This window comes from Streptomyces sp. NPDC098789 (genome assembly GCF_044759975.1).
In the GTDB taxonomy this organism is placed as follows: Bacteria; Actinomycetota; Actinomycetes; order Streptomycetales; family Streptomycetaceae; genus Streptomyces.
In genome coordinates, this window is the sequence record NZ_JBIWAJ010000022.1 from 144,611 (window position 1) to 163,378 (window position 18,768).

Below are 18,768 nucleotides of genomic sequence, written 5' to 3' on the forward strand. Positions count from 1 at the left end.
AAGGCTCCTGAACCGGCCCGGGGCCGGGAGGACATGGTCCTCCCGGCCCCGGCCGTTCGCTCGGTGGGTCAGTGCTGCTGGGGCGACTTGCCGAACAGCGAGCGGTACAGCTTGCCGTACAGCTCGGTGTTGTTCTGGCTCGCGGCGAAGGCGCTGCCGTTCGGGCCGTAGGCGAAGATCGGCACGTCGGCGCCGGTGTGGTTGCCGGACAGGTAGGTCAGCCAGAGGCTGGCGTCCGGGCTGCCGTCCTTGACGCCGGCCGGGTCGTTCGGCGTGCGGAAGGTGGCGGGAGCGAAGTTCTTCGCGTCACCCGAGCCCGCGCCGTTGACGGCGCCGGTCGAGCGCACCGGGTCCTTGGCGCCCGAAGCGGAGCGCGAGGGGGTGCTGTTGTTGGCGGTGTTGCCGGCGTCCGTGTTGGCCGGGGGAGCGACCGCCTCGGCGTTGGTGTAGGTGCCCTTTTCGATGATGTTGAAGCCCGCGCACTCGTGGTCCGCGGTGACGACGACCAGGGTGTGACCGTCCTTCTTCGCGAAGTCGGTGGCCACCTTGACCGCGTCGTCGAAGGCCTTGATCTCGCCCAGGGTCTGGGCGGCGTCGTTGGCGTGCGAACGCTTGTCGATCTGGGCGCCCTCGACCTGGAGGAGGAAGCCCTTGCGGTTCTTGTCGTACCCGCCGCGGTCGCCGAGCAGCTGGATCGACTTGCGGGTCATGTCCGCGAGGGTCGGCTCCTGCTTCTGCACGGCGTCCGCGGGGAGGCCGGCCTTGGCCTGCTCGACGGTGAGGTTGCCGCGGTTGAAGAGGCCGATGACCTTCTTGCCGTTGGCGTGGCTCAGGTCGGTCTTGGTGGCGACCTTCTGGCTGGCGGCCGTCTGGGCCGGGAGCTTGGGGTCACCGAAGTTGCCGAGGACCTGGTAGCCCTGCGCCTGGAGGGACTTCTGGTCGTCCGGCTCGAAGCGGGCGAGGCCGCCACCGAGGATGACGTCGGCGGTGCCGTTGCGCGCGATCTGCTCGGCGATCGGCGTGACCAGCGTCTTGTCCGCGGGCGCGCTCTCGTACGTGCCGTCCTCCTTCTTGGGGAGGCAGGCGGCGTCCGAGTACGTCGGGCCCTGGCAGCCGCGCAGCAGCGCGTGGCTGAACTGGGCGGCCGGGGTGGCGTCGGTGATCTCGGCGGTGGAGACGTTGCCCGTGGCGAAGCCGGCCTTCTTGGCCTGCTCCATCAGCGTGACGACGCGCTTCTCGTACGAGTCGACGCTCAGCGCGGCGTTGTAGGTCTTGACGCCGGTCGACCAGGCGGTGGCCGAGCTGGCGGAGTCGGTCACGAGCGCGGGCTTGTCGCTGCCCTTCTCGACGGCGTAGGTGGCGACCGCGCCGGTGAAGGGCAGGGTCTCCATGTTCAGCTTGCCGGAGGCGCCGTAGAACCGGTCGCGGGCGGCCGTGACGTGGGTGCGGCCCATTCCGTCACCGAGCAGGTAGATGACGTTGCGGATCTCTCCCTGACCGCCGTGCTGGGGAGCCGAGTTGGCGGTGGTGGCGGCCGAGGCCGCCAGGGCGCCGGACAGGGCCAGTACGGTCAGCGTCTTGGCAGGTCTGCGTCGCATGATGCGGGGGGTCCCCCTCGGAAATGAATGGCGCGGGCGGACCGACGCTAAGAGCGGGACATGAACACGGCGGTTTCTCCGAGTGACGTGGAGTCGAACAGCGCCCGGCCGAAATCGCCCGTGTGTGCGTTGTCGGGCCCGTGCCGGACCGTTGTCGGGCCCGTGCCGGACCGGTGTCAGACCCGTGCGTCATCCTTCGGGACATGGACATCCGCGCTGATTGGGCCCTGGAACTGCAGCTGGACGCCGTCCGGAAGGAGGCGGTCGACGAGGGCGTGCGCGCGGCCGTCGACGCCGTCACCGGTCACATGAACGGCGGGCGCGGCCGCGGGCGCAGGGGCGGTCGGGCGCTCCTCGACCTGCTCGGCGAAGCCCGCGCCAGGGCGGCCGGCGCGGGGGAGTGGCAGGTCGTGCGCCTGCTCCAGGACTCCGTGGACTACGCCGAGGGGCGGATCCTGAAACCGGACTTCGAGGAGCGCTACCGGCTGTTCCAGGACGGCGCCGAGCGCAGCGACATCCTGCGGGACTACGTGGGCACGACCCTGTGGGTGGGCGGTCAGGTCATGGCGATGAAGGGCGGGGAGTTCCTCGCCGAGCGTCCCGCCGCCACGGCGCCGGAGCTGCTGGAACACCTGCGGTCACTGGGCGAGGACGGTCGGTTCGTGGAGGCTCCGGCGGAGCGCCCCGGGCGCTACCGGATACCCCGGGGGCGCGCGGAGATGGCGCTGTGGATCGAGCAGCTGCTGCGGCGCGAGCGGATCGAGGTGAGCGACCCCGGGGCCGAGGCGCGCCGGATCGCCGCCTCGCCCGAGGCGCTCGCCCTGCTGGCGTCCGACCGGGACGGCCGGCTCGCGCTGCGCGCCGCCGAACTCCAACGGCGCGCGCGGCAGCTGGCCGCCCTGCGCGCCGTGGCCGAGGACCGCGGCGCGCGCGAGGCCGACCTCCAGCGGGCGCTGGAGGGCCAGCACTGGATCTTCGGCGGCCGGTACGTGGGGGAGGCGGTCCAGCGGCGGCTCGTCGTCGGGGACGAGGTGGACATCCCGCTGATCCGCGGCGACGGCTCGCTCCACGTGGTCGAGCTGAAGCGGTCGATGAGCCTCGCCGGGCCGCTGGTCAAACGCCACCGCGGGGCGTGGGTGCCGGCCGCCGAGGTGCACGACGCCGTGGGGCAGGCGGTGAACTACCTGGTCGGGCTGGACGAGAACCGCGAGCGGCTGCGCGCCGACTTCGGCATCGAGACCCGCCGGGCCAGCGCGCTCGTCCTGATCGGCCATCCGGCGGCGCAGCCGGAGGTCCCGGAGCGCGAGGTCAACGAAGCCCTGCGGACCTTCAACGCGCACGTGACCCGGGTCGAGGTGCTCACCTACAAGGAACTGATCGACAACGCGGAGCGTTCGCTCGGCGCGGCTGCCGGCTCCCGGTCCCGATGATCGCCAGGGTGGGTGGCCCAGGCCGACGGGACCTGGGCCACCCACCGCACCGGAGGCGCAGATGACCGAGGCCGCACCCGCACCCGCAGGCGTACCCGCCCCTGTGCCCGTGCCCGCCCCCGTACCCTTCACGACCGCCGAGGTCCACGGGCTGCGGGAGGCGCTGGAGGAGGTCGTCGCCGACGGCGCGACCCCGGGCGGGGTCGTCGTCTGCGGCACCGCCGCGGGGGACCGTACGGTGGTGTCGGCCGGGATCGTCTCCCCCTTCACGCACCAGAAGTGCCCGGGCGCGGACACCGTCTACGACGTCGCGTCCCTCACGAAGGTCACCGCGACCTGGCCGCTCGTCGGCCGCGCCGTCGCGAGCGGGCTGATGGAACTGGACGCGCCCGTACGGGATTTCCTGCCGCCGATGGAGGGACACCTGCCCGGCGCCGCGGTGAGCGTGCGCCGCCTGCTCTCGCACACCTCCGGGCTGCGGGCGGCCACCCGCTTCGACCTGTACGACCTGACCGCGCGCCCGCTGCACGAGCTGATCTGCGCGGAGCCCCTGGAGAACCTGCCGGGCACGCACCGGTACATCAACCGGGGGTACGTCCTGCTCGGCCTGGCCCTGGCCCACGTCCACGGCGAGCCGCTGGACCGGCTCGCCGCGGCCTTCTGGGCGGAGCTGGGCATGGGGGACACCGCCTTCGGGCCGCTGCCGCAGTCCGCGCGGGTCGCGCCGACCGAACACCGCGACGCCCACGACCGGCTGTGGGGCGCGGTGCACGACGAGAACGCGGCCGCGATGGGCGATGTGGCCGGCCACGCGGGGGTGTTCGCCCCGGCCTCGGACCTCGCGACCTACGCCGAACACCTGCTGTCGGCGGGCCCGGACGGCGTGCTCGGCGGCTGGCTGCGGGAGAGCCTGGTGCCCGTGGCGGAGATCGACCCCGGGGTGGACCGGGGGCTCGGCTGGATCGTGGCCGCCGGCGGCGCCGTGGCCTACCACCACGGATTCACCGGGACCAGCCTGTTCCTCGCACCCACCACCGGCCGGTACGTCGTCATCACCAGCAACGCGATCCACGACGGCCCCACCGCCCGCACCCGGATCACCCCTCTGCGCGAACGCGCCCTCGCAACGGTGTGAAAAAACCGTGCACCCCCAGGTCAACGGACTGGGGGTGCACGGGCTCCGGGGACCGTCGGGGGTGTCGGGGGCCCGGAGGGATCAGGGGGTGGGGCGGGAGGGGGTCAGAGGGTGCCGAGCGATTCCCGCGCGGTGGTGCGGTAGAGGCCGACCTTCGGGGCGGCGACCTTTCCCGGCGCGGTCAGCGGCAGGCTGGTGCCGTCCGCGTTCGGCATGTGCTCCGCGTCGGCCAGGACGTTGATCTCGTCGGCGACCGGTCCGCTCCCGCCGCCGGGGTTGAGGTCGACGGCCGCGTAGGCGGTGGCGCCGGGGCGCACCGGGTACGCGGGGGCGCCGCCCAGCCCGTCGGGGGCGACGGCCGTGATGCCGAGCGCGGCGCCCTTCGCGCTGAAGCCGATGGTCGGGTGGTAGGCCAGGCCGCAGGCGGTGGAGCCGTTGTTGGTCACCGTGATGACGCGGACGGTGGCCGGGAGGCCCTGCGCGGAACCGACCTTGACGGTCAGCTTCCGCGCCGAGCAGGGGTGGCCGTAGGCGTAGGCGTCGTCTCCGGTGCCCGTGCCCGTACCCGTGCCCGTGCCCGCCTTCGCCGGGGAGGCGGTGCCCGCCCCGGCTCCCTTGCCGTCCGACGGGGCGCCGGAGGCCCCCTGCGCGCCCGTCGCCGAGGCCCCGCCGGCGGTGCCGGGCGAGGCCGCCCCGTTCGCACCGGGGCCCCTGTTCGCCCCGTCCGCGCCCGCCGCCGCCCCGCTCGTACCGCCGCACGAGGTCAGGGCCAGCGTGAGACCGGCCGCGATGATGGCGGCCCGGCTCGCGCTGTGGAGGCGACGGGTGGTGCGCATGAGGGAACTCCCCGGTTCTGAACGGTCGTCACGCGAAGTCGTTCCCGCGTGGACACCACTGTGCCGGGGACCGCTGGCGTCGTGGTCACGCCGCGCTGACGTTCCGCTGACGTCACCGGCGCGGGTGGGGGACGACCACCCGCCGGATCACGCCCGTACGTTCTGGCGCGCCCGCACCTTGTCGTACCGGCTGCGGTAGGCCGTGTCGTGCGCGGCGGGCGCGACGTACTCCTCTTCGGGTGCTTCGGGTGCTTCGGGTGCTTCCGGTGCGTCCGCTTCTCCGTCCGACAGCTGGAGCAGCGCGCCGAGCGCACGCTCCGCGCCCTCGTCGAAGCCGGTCGACTCGGCCTCCCGCGCGGCCTCGTCCAGGCACCGGATGCCCTCGGTCCGCTCGCCGAGACCCACCAGCGCCTCGCCGGTCGCGGCCAGCAGCAGCACGCGCGAGGGGGACTGCGCGTCCGGGGCGTGGGCGGCCCGCGCGGCCGTCGTGCTCTCCAGCGCCTGGTGCCAGTCCCCGGAATCCAGTTGGTGCCGCGAGAGGTGGTAGAGCGCGAGGCGTTCCGTGGTCGGGTCGCCGGCCGCGCGGGCCAGCTCCGCCGCCCGTACGCACCCCCGCGCGGCCTGGTCGAGATCGCCGAGCGAGGCCTGCGCCAGGGAGAGGTTGACCAGGGCCGTGGCCTGGCCGCTGCGGTCGCCGGAGCGGGCGGCCAGCAGGGGGGCGGCTTCGAGGTGCGGCAGGGCCTCCTCGGTGAGGCCCTCCTCGGTCAGCACCCACCCCAGGAGGGCGAGCACCCGGGACTGGCCGTGCAGGTCGGCGTCGGCCCAGGCCGAGTCGAGGGCCGTGTAGAGCAGCGGGGCCCAGCCGTCGAGGACCCGCCACACCATCAGCGGCCACAGGGACAGCGCGATCCGCCAGGCCCGGTCGTGCAGGGCGGCCGCGTGCGCGGCCGTCGCCGCCAGGGCCAGGTCCTCGCGCTGCGCCGCGTACCAGGCCATCGCCTCGTCGCGGTCGCGGAAGTCCCGTACGTAGGCGGGCGCGTGGAAGTCGGCGTGCAGCGGGAAGCACGGCTGCCCGTCGCGCTCGGCGGCCCCGGCCGCCGCGAGGCCGGTCGCGATGTAGTGGTCCAGCAGCCGCGGCAGCGCCCGCGGGTCCGTCTCCATGTCGCGGGCGTAGAGCCGGACGAGGTCGTGCAGCACCCACCGCCCCGGCGCGCCGTACGTCAACAGGTGCGCGGCGGCGAGCTGGTCGAGGGCCGCCTCCGCCTCCTCGACGCCGGTGCCCGCCAGGGCCGCGGCCACCCCGCGGTCGATGTGCGTGCCGGGGTGGCGGCCGAGGTGGGCGAGCTGGTGCGCGGCGGCCGCCGGGAGGCGGCGCACCGACAGGTGCAGGGCGGCGCGCACCCCGGTGTCCTCGGCGTCGAGCAGGGCCAGCCTGCGCGTGGTGTCGGAGAGTTCCTCGGCCATGGCGGTCAGGGTCAGGTACGGCTGGTCCGCCAGCCGCGCGGCGGCGACCCGCAGGGCCAGGGGCAGTCCGTCGCACAGCTCGGCCAACCGTCGGGCGGCCGCCGGCTCGGCGAGCACCCGGTCGGCGCCGAGCACCGCGGCGAGCAGGTCCGTACCGTCCTGCGGTCCCAGGACGCCGAGCGGAACGGGCCGGGCCGCGTCCGAGGCGATCAGGCCGCGCAGCCGGTAGCGGCTGGTGACGACGGTGACGCACTCGCTCCCGCCCGGCAGCAGCGGACGCACCTGCTCCGAGGCGCGCACGTTGTCGAGGACGACCAGCAGGCGCCGGTCGGCGGTCAGGGAGCGGAACAGGGCGGCGGCGCGGGTCACCGACTCCGGCACGCGCAGCGGCGCGACGCCCAGGGCCAACAGGAACTCCCGCAGCACGTCGATGGCCGAGGCTTCGCCCGTGTCGCTGAAGCCGCGCAGGTCGGCGTGGAGGCGGCCGTCCGGGAACCGCTCGTGGTGCAGGTGCGCCCAATGGACGGCGAGGGCGCTCTTGCCGACCCCGGCGGGTCCGGTGACCAGGCAGACCGGCGCCTCCGCGGCGGCGGCCCGCGACAGCTGCGCCAACTCCGCCTCGCGGCCGTGGAAGCCGCGGGGCGCGCGGGGCATCAGGTCGAGGGCGTCGGCGTACCGGGCCGGCGGGGCCGGGGTACGGGCCGGTGCGCCCGCCGTCCCGGGAGCGGCGCCGCGGTGCTCTTCGCCGCGGTGGTCCTGGGCGCGGGCGGTGTGCGCGGTGCGGACGGTGTGCGCGGGGCGGGCCTCGTGGTCGTGTCGGCAACCCTGTCCATGTCCCTGCCCCTGTTGCAGGGGCCCGCGCCGGCCGTCCTGGCCGCGCTGGCCGCGCAGGGCCACCGCGTAGGCGTCGCTCAGCTCGTCGCCCGGATCGACCCCGAGCTCCTCGGCGAGCAGGCGCCGGGTCTGGTGGAAGCAGTCGAGGGCCTCCGAGCGCCGGCCGGCCCGCTGGAGGGCCGTCACCAGCGCGGCGGACAGCGATTCCCGCAGCGGATGGGCGCTCGCCTCGGCGCGGAGCACCGCCGCGGCCTGCGCGTGCGCGCCGAGCCGCCCGTACCCGGCGGCCAGGTGCTCCACGGTGGTCAGCCGCATCTCCTCCAGCGCGTCCGCGGCCGCCTGCAGCGGCGGTGTGGGGTGCACGCCGGTCAGCGCGGGCCCCTGCCACAGGGACAGGGCCTCCTGGTACATGACCACGGCGTCCGCGACCGACTGCTGTGCCTGGGCCCGGGTGACCAGCTGCTCGAAGCGGTGCGCGTCCAGCAGCGCCTCCGGCATCCGCAGCACGTACGCCGCGCCCTGGGTGGCCAACTCGACCCCGTACGTGGACGCTTCGGCGGCGTCGAGCAGGGTGCGCAGCCGGGACACGTGCCCCTGGATCACGCTGCGGGCGCGCGCCGGGGGCTCGCCGTCCCACAGCGAGTCGGTGAGCTGTCGCAGCGGTACGGGATGGTTGGGGCGCAGCAGCAGCGCGGCCAGCAGGCTGGCCCGCTTGGCGGGTCCGAGCGGTAGGTCCCCGGCCCCCCGCGCGATGGTCACCGATCCGAGCAGACGGAACTCCACCTGCTTGCACCCCCCCGGAAGCAAAGAAACGTCAGCATATCGTCACGGCCGAGCCCCGCCCCGCGCGATCCGCCCCGCCCGATCCGACCGCCCGATCCGACCGCCCGGTCCACCCGCCCGCCCCTGACGTAAGGGCCCGTCGTCAGGCCGGTCGTACGGACGCCCCGGCGCGCGCGGCCCACGCGGTGCGTTCGGTGCGGACCGCGAGGTCGTCGCGGCGCAGGATGCTCCCGGGGCCCCCGGTGTCGAGCAGCCGCTCCAGCGCGGTGAGGTCCCGGGCGTCGAGGGTGGCGGCGGCGCCGTCGCGCAGGCGGCCCAGGCTGCTGAGCGCGTAACGGCCGACGGCCCCGTTGCCGGCGCCGTCGACGTGCACCGCGATCGTCCGCTCGCCCTCGACGGTGAAGCCGGCGGCGGCCAGCTCGGGGCCCCAGTCGGCGCCGCGGTGCGGCAGGTGCTCGGTGTGCCGGCTCGCGAGGGCGGCGTGGCAGCGGTCCTCCAGGCCGGGCCGCTCCCGCGGGGCGTCGGCGGGCAGGAAGCGCGGGAAGCCCGCCAGCTCGACCACGGCGAAGAGACCGCCGGGCGCGAGCAGCCCGCGGACCGTGCGCAGGGTGCGCCCGGGATCGGCCATGTGGTGCAGCGAGGCCGATGCCCAGACCAGCTCGGGGCCGGCGAGGTCGGGGCCGGTGAGGTCGGGCCACTCCCCGTCGAGGTCGGCCCGGACCGTGCGGACCCGGTCGGCCAGGCCCAGCTCCCGGGCGCGCTCGCGCAGCCGGTCCAGGTGGACGGCCGACGCGTCGACGGCGGTCACCCGGGCGTCGGGGAAGCGCGCGAGCAGGGCGAAGGTGCCGGCCCCGGTGCCGCACCCCAGGTCCACGATCCGGCGCGGTGCGGCCGTGACGGGCAGCCACGCGGTGAGGGAGTCGGTGTGCTCGGCGAGCACGTCGGCGTCGAGGTCGAGGATCTCGGCCTGGTCGTGGGAGCCGGCGGGCCCGGAGGTGTGGGCGTGGCCGTGGCCCTGGCCCTGGCCAGGGGTGTGGGTGTGGGTGTGGTCATGGGACGACGGGGAGGAGGGGGAAGGGGAGGGGGATGCGTGGGTCATGACGGCCACGCTAGGAGGGTCGTGCCGTTACGGCAGCACGCCTCCCGGTATGCGCAAGAAGAAGACCGCGCGGGCTGCCGAAGGCGCAAGCGGCCGGCCCCTCAGGTGCCGTCGCCGCCCTGGTGGCCGCGGCGGGCGTCCCGGTCGAAGAAGCCCAGGATCTCGCAGGGCCCGCCCTCGGCGCCGATGGCGTGCGGCAGCATCGTGGGGAACTCCACCGCCTGGTGCGTCTCCACCCGGACCCGCCGGTTCCCCAGCAGCAGGACCGCGGTGCCGGACAGGACGACCAGCCATTCGCGGCCCGGGTGGGCCCGCATGCGCGCGGGGACGTCGGGCGGCGGCTCCGTCATCCGCCGGCGCACCACGCTGACGCCCGGGTCCGCCTTCATGGTCCAGCGCATGCTCCCGTGCGCCGCGTCGACCACCGGGTGGCTGACCACGTCGTCGGCGGCGGTCTCGACGAGCTGGTCCAGGGAGGTGTCCAGGGCCCGGGCGAGGGTGACGAGCTGGTCCAGCGCGAGGCGGCGGCCGCCGGTCTCGATCCGGCTCAGCGTGGACTGGCTGATGTGGGCGCGCGCGGCCAGCTCGGCCAGGGACCAGCCCTGCGCCACGCGCAGGGCCCGGATCCGTTGGCGCACGAGACTGTCCAGCTCGCCGTCTGCTTGCGTCACGAGCAGCAGCGTATGCCGGGACGGCAAGCGGGCGCGCGGCGAGGAGTCGCCCCGCCGCGACGGTCGGTACGTGACGGCCGGCGCCGACCGTCCTTTACCGGGCGCGCGGGGTGGGTGATGCTGACCCGGCGTTGGAACGATGATCGACGGGGCGGGAGCGCCGGTCGGTGCAGAGGGGGAGACCGCCGTGGTGCGCGTGGAACTGTTGGGGCCGGTAAGGGCGTTCGCCGAGGACGGGACGCCGGTCGAGGTCGGCGGGGCACGGCTGCGGATGCTGCTCGCCCGGCTCGCCCTCGAAGAGGGCCGGACGGTGCCCGTCGACTCGCTCGTCGGCGGCCTGTGGGGCGAGGAACCGCCGGTCGACGCGGCCAACGCGCTCCAGGCGCTGGTGTCCCGACTGCGCAGGCCGCTGCGCGGATCCGCGGCGGTGGAGTCCGCCTCCGGCGGCTACCGGCTGGAGCTGCGGGCCGAGGACCTGGACGTCCACCGCTTCGAGGAGCTGACCGCCCGGGGCCGGCGCGCCCTGGCGGCCGGTCGCGCCGAGGAGGCGGGGCCGCTGTTCGCGACGGCGCTCGGGCTGTGGCGCGGCCCGGCCCTCGCGGACGTGCGGGGCGCCCCCTACGCCGGTCCCGTCGCGACCCGGCTGGACGACCTGCGCAGCGCGGCGGTCGAGGACCGCTGCGACGCCGAGCTGCGGCTCGGCCGGCACGGGGAGGTGCTGGCCGATCTGGAAGGGGCCGCGGCCGAACGCCCGTTGAGCGAGCGGGTCGCCGGGCTGCGGATGCGGGCCCTGGTGGCCGCGGGGCGGCAGTCCGACGCCCTCGCCGTGTACGAGGCGCTGCGCGCGCGGCTCGGCGACGAACTCGGCGTCGACCCCTCGGCCGACCTGCGGGAGGTCCATCTGTCCCTGCTGCGCGGCGAGTTGGAGATACCCGCCGAGCAGGCCGAAGCCGCACCGAGCCGGCTCCCCGCCCGACTCACCAGCTTCGTCGGCCGTGACGACGAACTGGAAGGTCTCGCCGCCCAGTTGGCCGGCGGCCGGCTCGTGACCATCGTCGGACCCGGTGGCGCGGGCAAGACCCGCCTCTCCTTCGAAGCGGCCACCCGGGACCGGGCCCACGCGCGCGGCCGGGTCTGGTTCGTGCCGCTCGCCGGCGTCAGCGCACCGGACCAGCTGGCCGACGCCGTACTGGGCGCCCTCAGCTCCACCGACGGACGCCTCTACGACGCGGGCCAGGGGCAGCGGGCCACCCCGGTCGAGCGGATGGCCGGGCTCTTCGGCAGCGGCGACGCCCTGCTCCTGCTCGACAACTGCGAGCACCTCGTCGAGGCGGCGGCGGAGCTCGCCGCCGAACTCCTCGACCAGCTGCCCGAGTTGCGGATCCTCGCCACCAGCCGCGAGGCCCTCGCCATCACCGGCGAATCCCTGTGCCACCTCGGCCCGCTCGACAGCCCGACGGGATCGCCCGACCCGGCCGAGGCCGTACGGTCGCCCGCCGTCCGGCTCTTCGTCGACCGGGCCACCGGAGTCCGGCCGGACTTCACGCTCGACGACGCCAGCCTCGACCCCGTGGTCGAGGTCTGCCGACGCCTCGACGGGATGCCGCTCGCCCTCGAACTGGCCGCGGCCAAGCTCCGCTCGATGAGCGTGGACCAGATCGCGCGCCGCCTCGACGACCGCTTCCGCCTCCTCGCCTCGGGCAGCCGCACCGCCCTGCCCCGCCAGCGCACCCTGCTCGCGCTCGTCGAGTGGAGCTGGGACCTGCTGGACGAGGCCGAGCGGGTCCTCGCCCGCCGGCTGTCGGTGTTCCCGGGCGGCGCCGGCGTCCCCGCCCTCGAAGCGGTCTGCGCGGACCCCTCGCTGCCGGTCGCCGACATCCCGTACGTCCTGGACGCCCTGGTCGAGAAGTCGCTGGTGCACACCGTCACCGAAGGGGCGGGCGAGCCGCGCTACCGGATGCTGGAGACGGTACGCGCGTACGCGGCGCGCCGGCTCGCGCAGGCGGAGCCCGGTGACGCCGTCGCCCGGCGCTTCGCCGCGTACTTCCTGGCGCTGGCCGAGGAGCACGAGCCCCGGCTGCGCACCGGCGAACAGTTGCGCGCGGTCCAGGTCTTCGACGCCGAGCACGACAACCTCGTCCTCGCGCTGCGCACGGTCACCCTGGCCGGGGACACGGACCTGGCGGCGCGCTTCGCCGGTGCGATGTCCTGGTACTGGGGGATCCGGGGGATGAGCACGCAGCTCGACGCGCACGCGCATCCGTACTCCGAGGAGGCCGGCGGGGGCACGGCGGCCGAGGGCGACTCGGCGACCGCGCGCGAGTTCCACCCGGCCCTGCTGCTCCTGCGGATGTCCCGGGCCTCCTACCCGGCGGGCGCGGCCGGCCGGAGCCGCGCGGGCACACCGTCCGCGGACCCGGCGCCCGCGGACCCGCTCGACTCGCCCGACCCCTGGGTACGGGCCAGCGCCCACCTGGCCCGGGACTTCGCCCTCACCGAGCAGGGGGACCTGGTCACGGGCGCCGGTTCCCGGATCGAGGCGCTGCGCGGCTTCGAGCGGGTCGGCGACCGCTGGGGGCTGGTGATGAGCCTGCTCCCGATCGGCCGCGACCACTCGCTGCGCGGCGAGTACCCGCAGGCCATCGCCACCTTCGAACGGACCGTGGCGCTCAGCTCCGAACTCGGCACCGAGGACTACCTCTACCTCAGCAAGGCCCGGCTCGCCCGCGAGCGCCGCCGCAGCGGCGACCTGGCGGGCGCCTTCCGGGACCTGTACGCCGCGCACCGCCAGGCCCGCGAGCGCGGACAGCTGCGCCTGGAGGCCAACATCCTGGTGGGCCTGGCCAACGTCCACCGCCGGGCCGGTGACCTGGCGCAGTCCGACGCCACCCTCGACCGGCTCGAAGCGCTGGGCGCGCGCCGCCCCGCGCTGCGGGAGTTGGCCCGCGACCTGATCGTCAGCACCCGCATCGAGAACCGCCTCGCCGAGGGGGACGCCGTAGCGGCCAGGGCGCTGCTGCCCGAGGCGGCCGGTTCCCTCTTCGGCCAGGGAGCGGGCGCCGCGCTCGCCTGGGTGGCCGAGTTGCTCGGCGGACTGCGGACGGCGGAGGGCGCTCCCGAGGAGGGGGCCCGGGCGCTCGGCATGAGCCAGGTGATGCGCGGTGCCTTCGACTGGGGCGAGCCCGAGTGGCGCGAGCTGGTCGAGCGCATCGTGGCCGCCACGGGCCGGGAGGAGTTCCAGCGGGCCTTCGACGAGGGGGCCGCGTACTCCCGCGAGGACGCCCTGCGCTGGCTGGAGGCGGAGACCCTGCGGTCGGCGGCACCCGGCGCGTGAGGCGCACCCGGTCACCCGGTCACCCGGTCACCCGGTCACCCTGTCACCCGGGCGCCCGTGTGGACGTGTGGACGTGCGGACGTGCGGACGACCGGGCGGGGGTCCGCTCCACCCCCGTGGGTGCGGACCCCGCCCGGTCGCGCTCGTCACCGCGGACCGGCTTGCTCGGAGCTCGGGTCCGCGCGGCTCATCCGGCGTTCTTGCGGTAGGCGCGCACCGCCAGCGGGAAGAAGACCACGATCACGCCGGCCATCCAGGCGGAGGCGCCGAACAGCGAGTCGGCGACCGGCCCGCCGTTGAGCAGGCCGCGCACCGCGTCCGCCACCAGCGAGACCGGGTTGACGTCGGACCAGGCCCCCAGCCATCCGGCCATGCCGTCCCGGGGCACGAAGACGTTGCTGGCGAAGGTGAGCGGCAGGATCAGGACGGTCATCAGGCCCTGCACGGACGCGGGGTTCTTGATCAGCATGCCGAGGTAGACGGAGATCCAGGAGAAGCTGAGCGCGAAGCCGACGAGCAGGGCGAGCGCGGCGAGCGCGGCGACCGGGCCGGTCTGCACGCGGTAGCCCATGACCAGGGCGAGGACGGCCACGGTGGCCAGGCACAGGACGTACCGGACGAGGTCGGCCAGGACGGCGCCGATCAGGGGGCTGGAGCGGGCGATCGGCATGCTGCGGAACCGGTCGAAGATCCCGGTGCTGGCGTCCGCGCAGAGCGAGGCGCCGATGCCGATGCTCGCTTGGAAGACGGCCATGACCATGACGCCGGGGACGACGAGCCGCAGGTAGCGGTCGGTGTCGCCGCCGGACATGGCGTCCCCGAAGAGGTAGACGAACATCAGCAGGCTGATGATCGGGGTGAGGACCACGTCGACCAGCTGGATCGGCGACTTCATGAACTTGGTGACGCCGCGACCGGCGAGGGCGAGGCTGTGCCGCGCGGTCCGCGCGGGTCCGATCCGGCTCGGGGAAGCGGCGTCGGCGCCGCGCGACCGGGTGGGGAGGGGCTGGGCGCTGAGGGACTGGGTGCTCATGACGGATGACCTCTCGGGAGAGTCTGCGCGGGGGCGGGGGCGGGGCGGGGCGGGCCGGGGCCGGGGCTCAGGCGGCCGCGGCGGGCCGGTCGGCGGCCGGCCGGTCGGCGGTGACGGTGGGCGCGTGTCCGGTCAGCGCGAGGAAGACCTCGTCGAGGCTGGGCAGGCGCAGGCCGAGCTCGTCGGCGGTGATCCCGGCGCCGTCCAGGCGGCGGGCGACCGCGGCGACGACCAGCGGGTCGTCGGCGGGCACGGTGAGCACGCCCGAGTCCTGCGCCGGGGCGTGTCCGGTCAGCTCGGTGAGCATCCCCGCGACCTGCGCCAGATCGGCGGGCAGGCTCGGCCGGACCTGGAGGATCTGCCCGCCGACCCGGCGCTTGAGTTCACCGGGGCGGCCTTCGGCGACCTTGCGGCCCTTGTCGAAGACGGTGATGGAGTCGGCGAGCTGGTCGGCCTCCTCCAGGTACTGCGTGGTGAGCAGCACCGTGGAGCCGTCGGCGACCAACTGGCGCACCACGTCCCAGACTTCCTGCCGGGCGTGCGGGTCCAGGCCGGTGGTGGGCTCGTCCAGGAAGAGCACCTGGGGCCGACCGACCAGGGAGGCGGCCAGGTCGAGGCGCCGCCGCATGCCGCCGGAGAAGGTGGCGATCGGCTTGCGGGCCGCCTCGGCGAGGGAGAACTTCTCCAGCAGCTCCGCGCCCCGCGCCTTCGCGTCCCGCCGGGACAGGCCGAGCAGCCGCCCGATGAGCACCAGGTTCTCCTCGCCCGAGAGGCTCTCGTCGACGGAGGCGTACTGCCCGGTGAGCCCGATCAACTGCCGTACCCGGACCGGGTCCTTGAGGATGTCGTGGCCGCCGATGCTGGCGTGTCCGGCGTCGGGGCGGGCCAGCGTGGCGAGGATGCGCACGGTGGTGGTCTTGCCCGCGCCGTTGGGCCCCAGGACGCCGACGACCTTGCCCGCGGGGACCTCCAGGTCGACACCGTCCAGGGCGGTGAAGTCCCCGTACTTCTTGACCAGTCCTTCGGCCCGGATCGCGTATCCCATGCTCAACAACTCCTCGTCAGGTCATCGCCGTTCTCGATGACCCGGACGATGCCGGTCCCGGCTGACAGCCCCCGGACAGCCCGCTGACAGCGCCCGCCACCCGCTGTCAGGCGGGGACGGGCGCTGTCAGGAGAGTTCGGGCGCTGTGAGGCGAGGTCCGGGCGGGGACTGTCGGCGGGGGCCGGGCGGGGCCGGGTGGGGTCAGGCCGCGGCGGCGGTTCGTGCGCGGTCCGGGGTCTCCTGGTGCGCGACGCGGCGGCGCCGGGTCGGCAGGCCCAGGGTCGGGTTGGCGACGCTCCAGGCCGCGCCCTTGCAGATCATCTCCTTGTAGCGGGCGGCCGTGCGGCCCGTCAGGGCCCGCTCCACGGCGCGGTCGTCGGCGGTGACGAACTGGATCAGCCCGTTCGTCCGGCCGAGGGAGATGCACTGCTGCGCGTAACGGATCCCGATGGCGGGGACCTCCGCGCCGGTGAGGCGGGCGGCGAGGGCGTCGGCGGCCTGCCAGGCCATCGGGATGCCCGAGGCGCAGGACATGCGCAGCGGCTTGTCGCCGGGGCCCATGGCCATCGCGGCGTCGCCCACGGCGTAGACGTCCGGGTGGGAGACCGAGCGCATCGTGGAGTCGACGACGATCTGCCCGTTGTCGGTGTGTTCCAGGGTGGTGGCCCGGACGATCGGGTGGACCGCGAAACCGGTGGTCCAGACGGTGACGTCGGCGGGGACGGTCCGGCCGTCCTCGGTGGTGACGCGGCCGGCTTCCACGGCCTCGACCGAGGCGTGCTCGTGGACCGTGATGCCGAGCCCGTCCACCACCCCGCGCAGGTGCGCGCGCCCCTTCTCCGAGAGCCAGTCGCCGAGGACGCCGCGGGCGGCGAGGTGGACGTCGAGGTCGGGGCGGGCCTCGGCGAACTCGGTGGCCGCCTCCAGCCCGGTCAGTCCGCCGCCGACCACGGTCACGGACCCGCCCGCCTCCAGGGCGGCCAGGCGGTCGCGCAGCCGGCGGGCGCCCGGACGGCTGGAGACCTCGTGGGCGTGCTCGGCCGCGCCGCGGACGCCCCCGTCGTGCCAGCCGCTGCCGAGGGCGTAGACGAGGCTGTCGTACGCCAACTCGGTCTGCGGCCGTGCCCCCTGGGCGTCGGCCGGGGCGGCGAGCGTCACCGTCTTGGCGTCCGCGTCCACGGCGGTGACCCGCGCCAGCCTCAGTTCCACTCCGGTGCCCGCGAACATCTCCTCGAACGGCCGGGGCCGCAGGTCCTGGCCGGCCGCGAGCTGGTGCAGCCGGACGCGCTCGACGAAGTCGGGCTCGGGATTGACGAGGGTGATGGTGACGTCCGCGCGGTGCAGTCGCTTGGCGAGGCGACCGGCTACGACGGCACCGGTGTAGCCGGCTCCGAGGACGACGATGCGGTGCTCCATGTCCGTGCTCCTGTCTGGGCGGGTCCGCCGTTGTCCGGCGTGGCTCCGCACCTTGAACCGGACGGCCCCGCGATTCCTGACAGGCGCCGCATGTGACCTGGGTCACATGCGGCGCGGTAGGGGTCGGCGGGAGGGGTCAGAGCGTGAAGAGCGGGGCCTCCTCGTGGCCCTCGGCGGCCCATCGGGCGCCCGCGCGGACGAGCTTGTCCGGGTTGACCTGGCTGCGGATCGCGACGATGCCCTCGGGGGTGACCTCCAGGCAGATGACCCCGATGAGCCGCCCTTCGACGAGGGCGATCACGGCGGGCTCGCCGTTGGCGGTGGTGGCGTAGACCTCGGGCGTGCCGCCGGCGATGGCCCGCTTGGCCTTGCCGGGCTTGAACAGGCCGCGCATGAAGGTGGCGACCGCGAGCGCGCCCTCGAAGGCCTTCGCGCGGGCCGGAACCTTGCCGCCGCCGTCGCCGACCGCGACGGCGTTCTGGGTGAGCAACTGCACCAGCGGCTCGGTACGGCCGCTGGTCGCCGCGGCCAGGAACTCCTCGACGATGCGCAGGGCGGCGGCCTCGTCGATCTCGGTGCGCACCTTGCCGTCGGCGACGTGCTTCTTGGCCCGGTGGTAGATCTGCTGGCTGGCGGACTCGGTGATGTCCAGGATCTCGGCGACCTCCCGGTGCGGGTAGTCGAAGGCCTCCCGCAGGACGTACACCGCCCGCTCGTTGGGTGACAGGCGCTCCAACAGGACCAGTACGGCGTACGAGACGGACTCCCGCTGCTCGGCGGTGTCGGCCGGGCCGAGCATCGGGTCCCCGCTGAGCAGCGGCTCGGGCAGCCACTGCCCCACGTAGGTCTCGCGCCGGGCGCGGGCCGAAGTCAGCTGGTTGAGGCAGAAGTTGGTGAGGACCTTCGTCAGCCAGGCCTCCGGCACCTCGATCCGCCCGATGTCCGCCGCCTGCCAGCGCAGGAACGTCTCCTGGACGGCGTCCTCCGCCTCGCCGGCCGAGCCGAGCATCCGGTAGGCGATGGCCTCCAATCGGGGCCTGGCGGCCTCGAACCGGTCCACATCAGTCGCGATCAGTGCCATGCCCGCGATCGTAGGCCTCCTCGCGGCGCGGCGGCAGTTCGGGCACCGCTCTATGGCAGGTCCGCGGGGCGCGGCGGACCGTGGGACGTGCCCGGTCGCAGCCGGAAGAGGTCCAGGTGCTCCCGGAGGAAGGCCTCCAGGGTCCGGGGCGGCCGACCGAGGACGCGCGCGACCGTGCCGTCGGGCGCTTCGGGGTGGGTGGTGGCCATGCGCTGGATCTCGACGACGTGGGTGGCGAGCCAGTCGGGCATGCGGGCGGTGGTGGTGAGGTGGCGGTGCAGCTCCGGGCCGGGCAGGTCGACGTAGCGCACGGGGCGTTCCAGCAGGCCGGTGAGCAGGTCGGTGACCTGGGTGTGGCGGTAGGTCCGGTCGCCGGTGAGGGTGTAGGCGTGCCCGGCGATCTCGGGGCGGGTCAGTGCGGCCGCCGCCACGTCGGCGATGTCGCGGCAGTCGATGTAGTTGCAGGCCGCGTCCGCCGTGGCGCCGGCGATGACGCCGCCCGCGGCGACCCCGGGGGCGAGCAGGAGCAGCTTCTGCATGAACGCGTACGGGCGCAGCAGGGTGCCGCGCATCCCCGATTCCCGCAGGGCCGCCTCGATGGCGTGGTGCCCGCGGGCGATGGCCACGGGCGAGTCGGGGCCGCCGGCGCCGGGGGCGGAGAGCTTGACGACGTGCCCGATCCCGCTCGCCGCGGCCGCGGCGATGACGTTGGTCTCCAGGGCGACCTGGGCGGGGCCGTTGGCCATGGTGAGGAAGAGCTGGCTCGCGCCGCGGAAGGCGGACCGCAGCGAGTCGGGGTCGGCGGCGTCGGCGCCCACGACCTCCGTCCGCGGCGGGGCGGCGCCGCCGACCCCGATGCCGCCGACTCCGATGCCGTCGAGTGCGGCGCGGAGCCGGTCGGGGTCGCGGCTCAGTGAGCCTTTTCAGCGGTGAGTCTCCAGGGTGAGGATGGCTCGGGCGATTGACGTGAGGTTGTTGGGGCTGAGGCGGGCTTTGCGGAGGATGCGCC

Annotated in this window: 13 protein-coding genes; 3 read left to right on the forward strand and 10 right to left on the reverse strand. The window is 75.0% G+C overall.

Annotation, left to right across the window (positions count from 1 at the left end):
- Nucleotides 1–68: 68 nt before the first annotated feature.
- Nucleotides 69–1,598, reverse strand: a complete 1,530-nt coding sequence (locus tag ACIQWR_RS34125) for an alkaline phosphatase (RefSeq protein ID WP_404017736.1) — start codon at nt 1,596–1,598, stop codon at nt 69–71.
- A gap of 203 nt (nt 1,599–1,801) precedes the next feature.
- Here ACIQWR_RS34125 and ACIQWR_RS34130 point away from each other — a divergent pair, with 203 nt between their 5' ends.
- Both ACIQWR_RS34130 and ACIQWR_RS34135 read left to right on the forward strand, forming a co-directional pair.
- Nucleotides 1,802–3,028 (forward strand): Shedu anti-phage system protein SduA domain-containing protein, encoded by a 1,227-nt coding sequence (locus tag ACIQWR_RS34130; RefSeq protein WP_404017739.1) that lies wholly within the window; start codon nt 1,802–1,804, stop codon nt 3,026–3,028.
- A 61-nt stretch (nt 3,029–3,089) separates the two neighbouring features.
- Entirely contained in the window at nt 3,090–4,163 is a 1,074-nt protein-coding gene (locus ACIQWR_RS34135) for a serine hydrolase domain-containing protein (protein ID WP_404017742.1), read from the forward strand.
- Nucleotides 4,164–4,267: 104 nt separating this feature from the next.
- Here ACIQWR_RS34135 and ACIQWR_RS34140 read toward each other — a convergent pair whose 3' ends face one another.
- The 4 genes from ACIQWR_RS34140 to ACIQWR_RS34155 all read right to left on the reverse strand — a co-directional run bounded on the left by ACIQWR_RS34140 (nt 4,268) and on the right by ACIQWR_RS34155 (nt 9,850).
- Nucleotides 4,268–4,999, reverse strand: a complete 732-nt coding sequence (locus ACIQWR_RS34140; RefSeq protein ID WP_404017744.1) for a DUF4232 domain-containing protein — start codon at nt 4,997–4,999, stop codon at nt 4,268–4,270.
- A gap of 147 nt (nt 5,000–5,146) precedes the next feature.
- The gene (locus ACIQWR_RS34145) at nt 5,147–8,080 is read right to left on the reverse strand and encodes a BTAD domain-containing putative transcriptional regulator (RefSeq protein ID WP_404017747.1); all 2,934 of its coding nucleotides are present in this window, start codon (nt 8,078–8,080) and stop codon (nt 5,147–5,149) included.
- A 142-nt stretch (nt 8,081–8,222) separates the two neighbouring features.
- Nucleotides 8,223–9,179 carry a class I SAM-dependent methyltransferase gene (locus ACIQWR_RS34150; RefSeq protein ID WP_404017750.1) on the reverse strand — a complete coding sequence of 319 codons (957 nt, stop codon included), beginning with the start codon at nt 9,177–9,179 and terminating at the stop codon, nt 8,223–8,225.
- Nucleotides 9,180–9,280: 101 nt separating this feature from the next.
- Nucleotides 9,281–9,850 (reverse strand): helix-turn-helix domain-containing protein, encoded by a 570-nt coding sequence (locus tag ACIQWR_RS34155; RefSeq protein ID WP_404017752.1) that lies wholly within the window; start codon nt 9,848–9,850, stop codon nt 9,281–9,283.
- 187 nt (nt 9,851–10,037) lie between these two features.
- Between ACIQWR_RS34155 and ACIQWR_RS34160 the strand changes: the two genes are divergently transcribed.
- On the forward strand, nt 10,038–13,184 hold the full coding sequence (locus ACIQWR_RS34160) for an ATP-binding protein (RefSeq protein WP_404017755.1): 3,147 nt from the start codon (nt 10,038–10,040) through the stop codon (nt 13,182–13,184).
- Nucleotides 13,185–13,371: 187 nt separating this feature from the next.
- Here ACIQWR_RS34160 and ACIQWR_RS34165 read toward each other — a convergent pair whose 3' ends face one another.
- The 5 genes from ACIQWR_RS34165 to ACIQWR_RS34185 form a co-directional block, all read right to left on the reverse strand.
- On the reverse strand, nt 13,372–14,217 hold the full coding sequence (locus ACIQWR_RS34165) for an ABC transporter permease (protein ID WP_404017758.1): 846 nt from the start codon (nt 14,215–14,217) through the stop codon (nt 13,372–13,374).
- A gap of 67 nt (nt 14,218–14,284) precedes the next feature.
- Entirely contained in the window at nt 14,285–15,262 is a 978-nt protein-coding gene (locus ACIQWR_RS34170) for an ATP-binding cassette domain-containing protein (protein WP_404017761.1), read from the reverse strand.
- Between the two features lie 201 nt (nt 15,263–15,463).
- Complete coding sequence (locus tag ACIQWR_RS34175; RefSeq protein WP_404017764.1) at nt 15,464–16,678, reverse strand: NAD(P)/FAD-dependent oxidoreductase; 1,215 nt, start codon at nt 16,676–16,678, stop codon at nt 15,464–15,466.
- 136 nt (nt 16,679–16,814) lie between these two features.
- Entirely contained in the window at nt 16,815–17,759 is a 945-nt protein-coding gene (gene sigJ, locus ACIQWR_RS34180) for an RNA polymerase sigma factor SigJ (RefSeq protein ID WP_404017766.1), read from the reverse strand.
- 50 nt (nt 17,760–17,809) lie between these two features.
- Nucleotides 17,810–18,673 (reverse strand): NAD(P)H-binding protein, encoded by an 864-nt coding sequence (locus ACIQWR_RS34185; RefSeq protein WP_404017780.1) that lies wholly within the window; start codon nt 18,671–18,673, stop codon nt 17,810–17,812.
- Between the last annotated feature and the right edge of the window lie 95 nt (nt 18,674–18,768).